At 69.5% G+C, this 11881-nt stretch carries 13 protein-coding genes and 1 pseudogene; 7 read left to right on the top strand and 7 right to left on the bottom strand.

Annotation, left to right across the window (positions count from 1 at the left end; genetic code table 11):
- Positions 1–12: 12 nt before the first annotated feature.
- Positions 13–780, bottom strand: a pseudogene (locus tag SGFS_RS32515) (helix-turn-helix domain-containing protein); the annotation flags it as partial.
- Positions 781–955: 175 nt separating this feature from the next.
- On the opposite strand from SGFS_RS32515, the gene SGFS_RS32510 reads away from it, so the two are divergent.
- From SGFS_RS32510 to SGFS_RS32480, 7 genes are all read left to right on the top strand, one after another.
- A complete protein-coding gene (locus SGFS_RS32510; protein WP_286255584.1) occupies positions 956–1387 on the top strand; it encodes an ATP-binding protein in 432 nt (143 codons plus the stop codon).
- Positions 1375–1581 carry a hypothetical protein gene (locus tag SGFS_RS32505; RefSeq protein ID WP_286255582.1) on the top strand — a complete coding sequence of 69 codons (207 nt, stop codon included), beginning with the start codon at positions 1375–1377 and terminating at the stop codon, positions 1579–1581. The genes SGFS_RS32510 and SGFS_RS32505 overlap by 13 nt, the downstream gene beginning before the upstream one ends.
- Positions 1578–1772 (top strand): hypothetical protein, encoded by a 195-nt coding sequence (locus SGFS_RS32500; protein ID WP_286255581.1) that lies wholly within the window; start codon positions 1578–1580, stop codon positions 1770–1772. The genes SGFS_RS32505 and SGFS_RS32500 overlap by 4 nt, the downstream gene beginning before the upstream one ends.
- Positions 1773–1817: 45 nt before the next feature.
- Positions 1818–2282, top strand: coding sequence for a DNA-binding protein (locus SGFS_RS32495; RefSeq protein WP_286255580.1), 465 nt, complete (start codon positions 1818–1820; stop codon positions 2280–2282).
- A 308-nt stretch (positions 2283–2590) separates the two neighbouring features.
- Positions 2591–3448, top strand: a complete 858-nt coding sequence (locus tag SGFS_RS32490; protein WP_286255579.1) for an MOSC domain-containing protein — start codon at positions 2591–2593, stop codon at positions 3446–3448.
- Positions 3449–3629: 181 nt separating this feature from the next.
- Positions 3630–4349, top strand: coding sequence for a hypothetical protein (locus tag SGFS_RS32485; protein WP_286255578.1), 720 nt, complete (start codon positions 3630–3632; stop codon positions 4347–4349).
- Positions 4350–4669: 320 nt separating this feature from the next.
- Positions 4670–5749, top strand: coding sequence for a terpene synthase family protein (locus SGFS_RS32480; RefSeq protein WP_286255576.1), 1080 nt, complete (start codon positions 4670–4672; stop codon positions 5747–5749).
- A 21-nt stretch (positions 5750–5770) separates the two neighbouring features.
- Here SGFS_RS32480 and SGFS_RS32475 read toward each other — a convergent pair whose 3' ends face one another.
- From SGFS_RS32475 to SGFS_RS32450, 6 genes are all read right to left on the bottom strand, one after another.
- Positions 5771–6988 carry a cytochrome P450 gene (locus SGFS_RS32475; protein WP_286255575.1) on the bottom strand — a complete coding sequence of 406 codons (1218 nt, stop codon included), beginning with the start codon at positions 6986–6988 and terminating at the stop codon, positions 5771–5773.
- A 157-nt stretch (positions 6989–7145) separates the two neighbouring features.
- Positions 7146–7508 carry a hypothetical protein gene (locus tag SGFS_RS32470; protein ID WP_286255573.1) on the bottom strand — a complete coding sequence of 121 codons (363 nt, stop codon included), beginning with the start codon at positions 7506–7508 and terminating at the stop codon, positions 7146–7148.
- 114 nt (positions 7509–7622) lie between these two features.
- Complete coding sequence (locus SGFS_RS32465) at positions 7623–8288, bottom strand: response regulator (RefSeq protein ID WP_286255572.1); 666 nt, start codon at positions 8286–8288, stop codon at positions 7623–7625.
- On the bottom strand, positions 8285–9655 hold the full coding sequence (locus SGFS_RS32460) for a sensor histidine kinase (RefSeq protein WP_286255571.1): 1371 nt from the start codon (positions 9653–9655) through the stop codon (positions 8285–8287). Before SGFS_RS32460 ends, SGFS_RS32465 begins: the two co-directional genes overlap by 4 nt.
- Before the next feature lie 129 nt (positions 9656–9784).
- Positions 9785–10459, bottom strand: a complete 675-nt coding sequence (locus SGFS_RS32455) for a response regulator (RefSeq protein WP_286255570.1) — start codon at positions 10457–10459, stop codon at positions 9785–9787.
- A 33-nt stretch (positions 10460–10492) separates the two neighbouring features.
- Positions 10493–11881: a sensor histidine kinase gene (locus SGFS_RS32450; RefSeq protein WP_286255569.1), complete on the bottom strand. Its 1389-nt coding sequence runs from the start codon at positions 11879–11881 to the stop codon at positions 10493–10495.

Raw genomic sequence — 11881 nt, 5'->3', positions numbered from 1 at the left:
GCTCCCAAGGTCGTAAGCCGCCAGATCCTCGGGAGCTTCAAGAACCGAAGTCCCCCGCAGGTTCTCCAGGGTTACGGCTTCGACGGTCGGCTCGGCTTCGAAGCTGAAGGAGGAGAAACCGGAGGTGGCTCCCACAATCGCTCCCGCGCTGAACGGCAGCACCTGCACGGTGACATTCTGCCGCTTCCCCACGTCAAGGATCGCGGACAACTGCTCCCGGTGAATCTCGCCGCTCACGACCGGGTGGGCGATGGCCGCTTCCCAGACGATGGCAGCGTATGTGGCCCCGCCTTCCTTGATCTTCGCCTGTCGCCCCTCGCGCACCTTCACCAGTTGAGCGATTCGTTCGGGCGCGATGTAGTGAGGCGTCGCCGCGATGACTTCCTCTGCGTAGGCTGGAGTCTGCAGAAGCCCCGGCACCAGAAGCGGCTGCCACTCCCGGATGTACGTCGCGTCGTCCTCCAGAGCGATGTAATCGAGGTAGTCGGCCCGCAGGTGCGCCGCGTGTTCCAGCCACCAGCCCCGATTCTTCGAGTGTTTGGCCAAGTCCTCCAATTTGTCACGGACTTCTAGGTCCGCGATGCCGTACGCGTCCAGCAGCAGGCGAACCTCGATGACGCGAGGCGTCGCATGGCCGGTCTCAATGCGGCTGATCCGGGCCTGACTTGAGGCGATCACCTCGGCCGCCTGCGGCTGGTCCAGCTTGGCGGCATGACGATACGTCCTCAGCGCGGAACCCAGGCGCCTACTACGCACGGTCGGCCGTCCACCTGCAGGCATGAGTACTCCCCTCTCCACCGGAAACGATGCCACGCCGGTCGTCACCATGAGCCAGCATCACACGATCGAATGACACCTCTGCATGTATTCAGTCGTCCTCATTGCACCGGTCTCGAATTTGGACCTAGCTTCGAAGTACGCGCAGTCTTGACGACAGTCAGGGGGTCTCATCGCCATGCCCACCTCCACCACCCACCCGCGTCGCGACACGTTCCGCATCCCCAAGCGCAGAAGACACGTGCCGGAGGCGCGGGCGCACGTGCGACGCGTCCTCAAGGACTGGGCCCTCGACGGCGAACTCGCCGACGACATCGCCACCATCGCGACCGAACTGGTCACCAATGCCGTACGGCACTGCCGGGTGAGTCACGCCCAGGTCGAGGTGACGTTGTCGATCCGGGGGTGCGGCCTGCTGCTTGAGGTGTCGGACCCCGACAAGGACAAGCTCCCGGCATCTCGCACAGCGGACGGCCCGGAGGGCGGCGGCGGACTCGGGCTGGTCCTCGTCGACGCGCTCACCGAACGCTGGGGGCATGAGCTGCGGCCGTACAGCAAGTGCGTGTGGGCGTACTTCCTGCTCCCCGAGGCGCCCCCTTGCCCGAACTGAACCCGGCGCGTGCCCGGTGGCGCCGGTGGGCGCGGTACTGGGAGAAGCACAGGCGGTGGCTGCCGCTGCTCCCCCGCGAACCGTGCTGGGAACGCCCGGCCCCGCCAGCAGTAGAGCAACTCGAATACCTGGACGAGGAGGACATCGTGCGGCCGTACGTCACGGCGTACTTGCGGGAGGAGTGGCCGGCATGAGCGAGGAACCGACGCGGGCGTGCCCGGGCAATCCGACCGATCCGGTCATGGTCACCTACAAGGACCTGCTCGACCACGCCGTGGCGTGCACGGGCGACTGCCGCAGGGAGGGAGTCTCATGCCTCCGGGTGGCACGGCTGATCAGACGGCACCTCGAGGCGAGGCGGGCAGCTCGGGCTGCCCGGCAGTAGAAATAAGTCGTTGACAACAGATTGTTTGCACGGCAGCCTGACGGCATGTCGTCGTCAACTTCTCCTCAGCCGACCGACCCCTTCACACCCCCGAGCGCGGACGAGGCGCGAGCCCAGCGCACGTACACCTCCCTCTTCCGCATCGCCGAGCGGCACGCGGCGACCGATGAGCAGCGGCGGCGCCAGACGCACCCGCACATGCTCAGCCCGCACGAGGCGATCCGGCTGGTGTCGTTCCTGCTCAGCGGCGCCGCACTGCCGGAGGGCGGCGAACCGGAGGTGGACCGCGCGGACATCACGGCGGCGCTGACCCTCATACCTCTCGCGCGCGGCGAGATGGACGAACTGGAGATCGGCCTCCTGCAAATGGCCCGAGGTCGGGGCATGACCTGGCCGGAGATCGCCTTCGGCCTCGGCCTCCAGACCCCCCAGGCGGCCCGGCAGCGCTATGAGCGGCTGGCCAGCCGTACCGATACGGGTGCGGAGAAGCAGGAGAAGGGGGACAAGTAGGGCGAGCGCAGGGCGGCGGCGATCGGATGGCGCTCGCGGCGGACAGCACCGCACCTGTGGAGCCGGGCGGCGCTCAGGCGCGGCAGTCGTGAGCCCGGCGCGAGCGGCACGAAGACCACCACGAGGACGGGCGGCCCCGATCCTGCCGCACCCCGCACCATCCGTAACCTCTTTAAGCGGTTACACATGACACAACCGCCCTCCCGGGCGCGGGCGGAGTTCGAACGGCCCCGCGTGCGGCGCGTACGGGGCGGCCGTCGTTGTCGAAACCGGAGGACCACCAGGAGCGCGGAAACCATGATTGCGCCATGGGAACTGTGACAGCGCTCTACCGGTATCCGGTGAAGTCCATGCTCGGCGAGGCTCTGACCTCGGTGGAGGTCACCGAAGGCGGGCTCCACGGAGACCGGGTGGCCGCCGCGCTCGACGACGGGACGGGGGCCGTCGCCAGCGCCAAACATCCCCGGAAGTGGGGTGGGTTGCTGCGCTGCCGCAGCAGATTGGCCGACCCTGACACCGGGCGCGGCACTGTCCTGGTCGAACTGCCGGACCGTGTCGTCCTGCCCGTCGGGGATCCCGAACTCGACGCGAGGCTCTCCAAGTTGCTGGGGCGGCCGGTGTCCCTGTCCGACACCCCGCCGACGCACGGGGGCACGCTCGAACGGGCCGTACCCGCCTACGAGGGCGGCGTCCCGGACGCCCTGCGCAGCACCGCCGCCGTGGACGCCACCGGCGCGGCCATCACCTCCGGGCGCGTCGCGGCGGGGACGTTCTTCGACTACGGCACCGTCCACCTCGTCACGACCTCCGCCCTGGACCGGCTGCGGGCCGCGCACCCCGCCGGGGACTTCGACCCGCGCCGCTTCCGGCCCAACCTCGTCGTCGCCACGCCCGACGGGACGGGGTTCCCCGAGGACACCTGGGTCGACGCGAAGCTGCGCATCGGCGACGCACTCTTCCGAGTCGTCGTGCCCACACCCCGGTGCGTCGTTCCCACCCTCGGGCACGACGATCTGCCGCCCGATCCCGAGATCATGCGCGCGGTCGCCAGGGAACACCGGGTGCCGGTCCACGACCTCGGCCGGCTGTCGTGCGTCGGTGTGTACCTGGATGTCCTGGAGCCCGGCACGGTGCGTGTCGGTGACACGTTCGCGCGGGAGGGCTGACCGGCCTTGCCCTGTGTGCCCGGCTTCGAAGTCCCGTCCGGTGAAGCCCTTGTCGCGAATCAGCGAAAGGGCCGAAGGGCTTCTGACTCATTCGTCTAACGTGTCCGGTCCGACTGTTCGCCGAACCGGGGGAGGCGCCGTGCGAGCCGCCGTGCGCGCGGGAATAGCAGGCCACGCCGTCATGCTTACGGCCCTTCTCACCGGGTGCGGCGGCACGGAGTCACCGCCTGATTCGGGGCGTCCCGCCACGTCGGGTGACCCGTCGGGCGCCCCCTCGACGGCACCCGGCGTCGACGGCGAGGCCGACCCGGAACAGGTCTTCACCGAAACCGAGTTGAAGGCTGCGCTCCCGCCCGCCGGGGCGTTCGGCAGGCACGCGAAGGTCACCGGGACCGACCTGGGGCTGTTCGGCCGGTACGGGGGAGGCGACTGGACCCAGTGCGAGCCCGGGAACGACCTGCGCGTGGAGATGAGGGGCTTCGAGGGGGCCAGCGCACAGCAGACCGTGCGCCTCGCACGCGCCCCGGAGAACGGCCGGATCGTCACCGTACAGTTGGTGTCGATGCCCGCCGAGCGCGCCGAACGCTATCTGGAGATCCGGCGCCGGCTCCACGAAGCCTGTCCGGATGTCACCGTCGACACGGAGGCCGCCCCCGTCCGGGAGCACCGCGAAGCCCAGGAGATCACCGCGCTCGGCGACGAGGCGCTGCTGGAGTCCTCGCGGCAAACAGGCGGCGACGAGCCCGACGGCACTCTGTCCTACGCCGTCGACGTCCGCGTCGGAGGCGTGCTCGCCATCGTGTCGTCCGGCGGTGACAAGGAAACCGGCATCTCGCTCGCCGCGCGGACCGCCCAGCGGATCCGGGCCGAGCTGTACGCGGCGGACAGGACTTCGGGCTAGCTCGTCCAGGTGAGCGGACGCCCCGGCGGCAGTCGACATGACCACCGCCCGATGAACGTGTGCGGTCCTTGATGAGGAGGGGCGGTGACGTGACGACAGGGCCCTACGGATCAGTGCCCGGGGCGGCTGCGCCGCAGTTCGGACGCATACTTGGCCACCAGACGGGACAGACACCTTCTATTCGCCCAGTGAGACGAACACCGGGCGGAAATCCGCCCGCGCCGGTGCCCGCACACGTACCCCCACGCGGCGGAGGAACCTCCCGGCCGCTCAGTGAACGTCCCGAAACCGTCTCCGACCTCGTTCGTCCAGGAGGAGAAGTGCCCTCGTTCACCATGCCGAAGTTCAAAATGCCCCTCCCGGAGGTCAAACCGTCCCCCGCCATGGACTCCGTCGTCGAGGACATGTGGGAATGGGCCGACCGCCACCACCTCATCGCCGGCGAGGCGGCGCGCAGGCACGTGGTGCGTACCCGCCCCGCCTGGACGACGGCCGTGTACCTGCCCCTCGCCGACGAGGAGCACCTGCGCATCCCCAACCGGTTCATGATCTGGGCGTTCATCCTGGACGACAACCTCGACGACAGCATCAGCGGCGGCGGTATCGAGGCGGCCGCGGCCTTCCTGGACGAACTCATCGCCGTGTGCCACGCGGAGCGGCGACCGCGCACGGACACCGGACGCGCCCTCGAAGAGATATTCGACGGCCTGTCCGAGGGCCGGTCACCGCAGTGGCGCGCGCTGCTGGGCGAGTCCGTCGCACTCTGGCTGAACACCTTCGTCCCCGAGGCCCTCGCCAGCCGGGCCGGGCGGGTCATGACGATCGAGGAGTTCCTGCCGCACCGCAGGAACGGCGTCTGCGAGTTCATCTTCGCGCATCTGCAGGAGTATGTGCGCGGCATCGAACTCCCCGTAGCCATAAGGAACTTGCCCGCCCTGCGGCAGGCCCGCGAACTCGCCTGCGAGTGGACCGGGCTCTTCAACGACATCTACTCCGTGGACAAGGAGGAATCCGTCGGCTACATGCACAACGCCGTCCTGGTCACCCGCACCCACCGCCGGTGCTCGACGCAGGAAGCCGTGGACATCGTCGCCGCCGTGGTCGACGGCCTTCTCGACCAGTTCCTCGCCGCCTGCGCCGCCGCCCCCGCCCAGATCCGCGCGAGCGCCGACTACAGCCCGCACGTCTTCGCGGACGCCCTGGAGGTCGTCGAGGGCTACCAGGGCCTGGTGCGGGCGAACTTCGACTACCACCGAAGTGCCGCCCGCTACAACGACGTCGCCACGTACATGCCCGCCGCGCTGGCCGAAGGAGACGGCATTCGCCCCGACTGGAGCGTCGCCCCGGCCCTCACTCCCGCTCTTCTGCCCGACCGGTCCTCGGCCTGCGTGGCGAGGTGAGGGACAGGAGGCAGGGCTCACTCACACCGCTACCTTCAGCCCCTCCAACCCCCGGATCACGAAGTTCGGCTTGCGCTGCGGTTCGGCAGCCAGGGTCAGGGTCGGGGCCTTCTCCAGCAGGGCCGTCATGGAGGCGGCCAGTTCGATACGGGCCAGGGGGGCGCCGATGCAGTAGTGGATACCCGCGCTGAACGAGATGTGCGGGTTGTCCTCGCGGGTCAGGTCCAGCCGGTCGGGGGCGGTGAAGACCGCCGGGTCGTGGTTGGCCGAGCCGAAGAGCATCGCGATCTCCGCGCCTCGGGGGATCGTCGTCCCGTCGATCTCGATGTCGTCCAGTACCCACCGCTCGAAGAGCTGCAGCGGGGTGTCGTAGCGCATCAGCTCCTCCACCGCCGACGGCACGAGCGAGTGATCGGCACGCAGGGCCGCCAACTGCTCGGGGTGGCGGAACAGCACCGCCCAGCCGTTCACCGTCGCGTTCACCGTCGCCTCGTGCCCCGCGTTCAGCAGCAGGACACAGGTCGAGATCATCTCCTGCTCGGTGAGCCGGTCGCCCTCGTCGTACGCCGCGATCAGGCCCGAGATCAGGTCCTCACCCGGCTGCTCCCTACGGTGCGCGATCAGCTCCCGGAGATACTCCGAGAACTCCACCGACGCCCGCACCGCCTTCTTCGCGGTCTCCTGCGACGGGTCCAGCTCGTACATCCCGCAGATGTTCGCCGACCAGGGCCGCAACTGCGGCCGGTCCGACTCGGGGATGCCCAGCATCTCCGCGATCACGGCCACCGGCAGCGGCTCGGCGACATCCGCCAGCAGGTCACCGCCGCCCGCCTCGACCAGCTCGGCCACCAGTTCCCCCGCCAGCCCGTGCACGTACGGCTTGAGCTGCTCCACCGTGCGCGGTGTGAACGCCTTCGACACGAGCCGCCGGATACGCGTGTGGTCCGGCGGCTCCAGGTCCAGCATCCCGTGGTCGTTCAGCGTGTGGAACGGCTCGTGCTCCGCCGGCGGCGCACTCCGGCCGAAGTCCTCATGGGTGAACCTGTGCTGATACGTCCGCCCGAGCCGCCGGTCCCGCAGCAACGCCGAGACATCCGCGTGGTGCGACACCAGCCACTGGTTGGTCCGCTCGAAGTAGTGCACACGGCCCAGCTCCCGCAGCTCGGCGTAGGCCGGGTACGGGTCGGCGACGAACGCCGGGTCCCAAGGGTCGAAAGCGAGGTCGAAAGCAGCTGCCATGGTCGGACGCTAGCCCGGCGAACCCCTTCCTGACCAGGGGTGTCACGGTGCGTGGCCTTTCGGTGGCACCCCTCCGGGGGTCCCTCCCCTCCCGTCGGCGGCGCCTCGGCCCTGCGGAAGCCGCTCATTCCCCCGAGGCCGACTTTCAGGACAAGCATCAGCCCCGGCAGGTGAAGACATCGCCGGCCTGACTTTTCGGTACGTCGCAGTAGGTCGTCCGAGACGAAGCGTCGTCCATGAGCCAGTTGATCCTCACGCGTCCCTGCCACCAGCCTTCTGTGTCAGTGACACAGCCGTTGCTGCCGAAACGCCAGTACCTGCCTATTGCGGGTTTGCCGTTGTGGTCGTTGCCGTCCGCAGTCGCGTAACCGGCCTTGCCCGCAGAACTGCAGAACTGGATGCGCTGGCCACTGCTCCCCGCCAGCGCGGTCTGGGGGAAGGCCAATCCCGCTGCGGCCATGGCGGCGACGGTGAGGACAAGTATGGCCTTGCGGCCGTGGGGGGTGGTGGGCGACGGCATGGGACGACTCTCCAGTCCTGTGGGGGTAGCGATCGCAAAGATCATTTTAAAGCGCCCCCCAGCCTCAGCCGGTCACCGAGGGGTGCCATTTGAAGCCAAACCTTGCGGAGAATCTCAGCCCGGTGTGACCAGCCGCGCCTCGTAGGCGAACACCGCCGCCTGCGTGCGGTCGCGCAGGCCCAGCTTGACCAGGACACGGCTCACATGGGTCTTGATCGTGGACTCGGCGACCACCAGTCGCTCCGCTATCTCCGCGTTCGACAGGCCCTGCGCGATGAGGACCAGCACCTCCGTCTCCCGTTCGGTCAGCTCCCCGTACGCCAGCTGGGCCGCCGCCGAGGGCCGGGGTGTGTCGGCGAGCTTGGAAAACTCCGTAATCAGCCGCTTGGTGATGGACGGCGCCAGCAGGGCCTCGCCGGCCGCCACCACCCGCACCCCGTCGGCCAGCTGGCGCGCCGAGGCGTCCTTGAGCAGGAACCCGGAGGCCCCCGCGCGCAGCGCCTGGTACACGTACTCGTCCAGGTCGAACGTCGTCAGCACCAGCACCTTCGCGCCGCCGTCCGCCGCCACGATCTCCCGGGTCGCCTCGATGCCGTTCAGCTCGGGCATGCGGATGTCCATCAGGACGACGTCCGGGGAGAGCTCCCGGACCCGGTCGACCGCGTCACGGCCGTTGACCGCCTCGCCGACCACCTCGATGTCCGGCATCGCACCGAGCAGCACCGAGAAACCCTCGCGGACCATCATCTGGTCGTCGGCGATCAGCACTCGGATGGTCATGCGTCGGCCTCACTCATGGTGGCGACCGGCAGGAACACCGTCACCTCGTAACCTCCGTCGTCCGTCTCGCCCGTCGCCATCTCGCCGTTCAGCATCGTGACGCGCTCGCGCATGCCGGTCAGGCCGTGGCCCGCGCCGTGGGTGGACTTCACCAGGGTCACCTCCGGGGAGGGGCCGTTGACTATGCGCACGCCGAGACCGCCGAGCACATGGGCTATCTCCACGCGGGCCGTCGCGCCCGGGGCGTGCCGCAGGGTGTTGCTGAGGGCCTCCTGGACGATCCGGTACGCCGACAGCTCCACGCCCTGCGGGAGTTCGCGCACCGCTCCGGTGACCACCTTGTCCACCGTCAGGCCGGCCTCGCGCACATTGGCGAGCAGGCCGTCGAGGTCGGCGAGGGTGGGCTGCGGGGCGTCCGGGGCCTCGTAGTCCTCGGCGCGGACGACTCCGAGGACGCGGCGCAGTTCGGTGAGGGCCGCCACCGCGTTCTCCCGGATCGTGACGAAGGCCTGCTCCAGCTCGGGCGGCGGGTTCTCCACGCGGTAGGGGGCGGCCTCGGCCTGGATGGCGACCACCGACATGTGGTGGGCGACCACGTCGTGCAGTTCGCGGGCGATCGTCGTGCGCTCCTCCAGCAGGGTGCGCCGGGAACGCTCGTGGGCCGTCACCGTCAGCTGGGCGGTCACCTCCTGCGCGGCCGTGCGGCGTATCTGCAGGACGGAGACGAACAGGAGGGCGAAGGCCGAGACCGTCAGCATCGGACCGGTGTTGGTGCTGTAGTAGTAGTCGTCGTAGCTGTAGTCGTAGCGCGAGCTGAAGAACGTCTCGGCGAACATGCTGTAGAGGGCCGTGATGCCCCACATCCAGGCGGCGATCCGGGGCCTGGTGCGCAGTGCCACCACGGTGAGGACCACGAGGTGGGTCGCGAAGGCACCGGGGATCCACGGCCAGTCGCTGAAGTTGCTGCCGAGCATGCTGCTGATCAGGGTCGCCGCCATCGAGGCCCAGAAGGCACCGACCGGCCTGGCGAGGGTCAGCAGGACCGCGGCCAGGGAGCAGAGGCCGGAGAGCAGTTGGGTGAAGTCATTGCCGCCGTTGCCCTCGACGGAGATGAGCATCGCGAGGAGTCCGGCAGCCACCACCACCGCGTGTGGGGCCCAGACCGCGCGCTCGCGGATGCGCGGGGGCAGCTTTCGGATGAGAGGGCCGTCCATGTGCCTGCGAGGCAACGGGCGGTAGACGAGGGCGTCCTGGAACATGTCCTGCCACAGCCCGCGCAGGGCGTTGACCGCCAGCCTGAATTCCGGGCTGCGTTCCTTGGCCCCGCCCCGTGATGGCGTGCTCTGCGTGTGGGTTGTCTCGGTCACAGTGAAAACGGTAGGCGGGGGCGGGGTCGGAGTCGTCACCAGTGAGGAGGGTCCTTCTAGGTCCCTCTCAGGTACTACGGGTCGTCCGGCTCCGGAGCGGCCGTCCGCTCGGCACTCCCGGCGCGTCCCTCAGTACCCCGCGGGTCGGACCAGTCCCGACTCGTAGGCGAAGACGGCCGCCTGGGTGCGGTCGCGCAGGCCCAGCTTGACCAGGATGCGGCTCACATGGGTCTTCACGGTCTGTTCGGCGACGACGAGGCGCCCCGCGATCTCGGCGTTGGACAGGCCCTGTGCGATGAGTGCGAGGACCTCCGTCTCACGTTCGGTGAGGTCGCCGACGCGCTCCTTCAAGGGGGCGCGGGGTGTGCTGCCCAGGCGGGAGAACTCCGCGATCAGCCGACGGGTGATACCGGGGGCGAGCAGGGCGTCGCCGGCTGCCACCACCCTTACCGCCTCGGCGAGTTGGTCGGCGGAGGCGTCCTTCAGGAGAAACCCGGAGGCTCCCGCGCGCAGCGCCTCGTACACGTACTCGTCGAGGTCGAAGGTGGTGAGGACCAGGACCCTGATGTGGGGTCGCTCGGTGGTGATGCGGCGGGTGGCCTCGATGCCGCCGAGTTCGGGCATGCGGATGTCCATCAGGACGACGTCCGGGGCGAGTTCGGCGACCTTGTCGATCGCGTCGAGGCCGTGCACGGCCTGGCCGACGACGTCGATGTCGGGCTGGGTGTTGAGCAGCACGGAGAAGCCCTGCCGGACCATCTGCTGGTCGTCGGCGATCAGTACGCGGATGGTGCTGCTCGTCATGTGGGTCCCGTCTCCTGTCATGTCCGGCGCCGGTCAAAGTACCGGTGAGGTGCCGGGAGTGTCGGTGGGTCTGGTGAGGCTGATGGGGCTGGTAGGGCTGGTGTCCTCGGCGCCGGGGGCGGCGGCGCGGGGCAGGAACGCCACCACCGCGAAGCCTCCGTGCGAGGTCTGGGCCGCCATGAGGGTGCCGCCGAGCATCGTGGCGCGCTCGCGCATACCGAGCAGGCCGTGACCGGCGCCGGGTGACGGCGGGGCGGCCCGCTGCGGGCGGGAGTTGATGACGCGCACCTGCAGGCCTCGTGGGAAATGGGTGAGTTCCACCCGTACGGTCGACCCGGGCGCGTGCCGCAGCGCGTTGCTGAGCGCCTCCTGGACGATCCGGTACGCCGACAGCTCCACGCCGGGCGGCAGCGGGGTCACGTCCCCGTGGATCTCGGTGGTCACCGTGAGGCCCGCGGCGCGGGTGTTCTCGATGAGCGCGTCGAGGCGGTCCAGGGTCGGCTGTGGGGTGTGCGGGGCGGTGCCCTCGGCGGCGGCGGTTATCGCGGGCGGGTCGTCGGCGTCCGGTGGGTTCTCGGACCGCAGGACGCCGAGGACGCGGCGGAGTTCGGTGAGCGCCTCCAGCGCGTTCTGCCGGATGCCGTGGAGGTTCTCCTTCAGCTCCTCGGTGGGGTTCTCCACCAGGTGCGGGGCGACCTGGGCCTGGATGGAGATCACCGACATGTGGTGGGCGACCACGTCGTGCAGCTCGCGTGCGATACGGCTGCGCTCCTCCAGAAGGGTGCGGCGGGCGCGCTCCTCGGCGGTGATGCTCGCCTGCTCGACGAGTTGTGTACGGGCCTCGCGGCGACCGCGCATCGTGCTGCCGAGGAGGACGACGCCGGCGAAGAGGGCCGTCGCCACCGTGCTCGTCGACGAGTAGTGCGCGTCGCCGCCGAACCACTGCATGCCGTACGTGCCCAGGGTGGTCAGCACCAGTGCCTCGGCCGCCACGCGGGTGGGCACGCGCAGCGCGAGCAGGAAGAGGATCATCGCGTGCGCGACCAGGCCGGACGGTCCCCATGGCCAGGGGAGCATCATCTCGGCCAGCCCCGAGGAGAGCCGGGGCAGCACACCCATGGCCACCACGAAGGTGACCAGCATCGAGGCCCACCACGCCGGAACCGGCCACCACAGCGCGAACGCCACGGCCACGCCCTGCGCCAGCGAGCACAGCACGGTGTACTCCATGCTCATCTCGTACTGGCCGGCGAACTGGTTGAGGTTCGCGATCGTGGTGCCGAACGCCACCAGGAAGACCAAGCCGTGTGGCAGCCAGCGCAGCCACACCGACGGCGGCAGCGGCCGGGCCTCACCGCTCAGCAAGTCCTCGCGCAGCGTACGCAGTCCTCTGGTCAGCCACTGATTCACCACCGTGCTCAT

Source organism: Streptomyces graminofaciens, assembly GCF_030294945.1.
GTDB classification, from domain to species: Bacteria; Actinomycetota; Actinomycetes; order Streptomycetales; family Streptomycetaceae; genus Streptomyces; species Streptomyces graminofaciens.
Note: the sequence above shows the minus strand (reverse complement) of the source record. Positions and strands in the feature narration are given on the sequence as shown.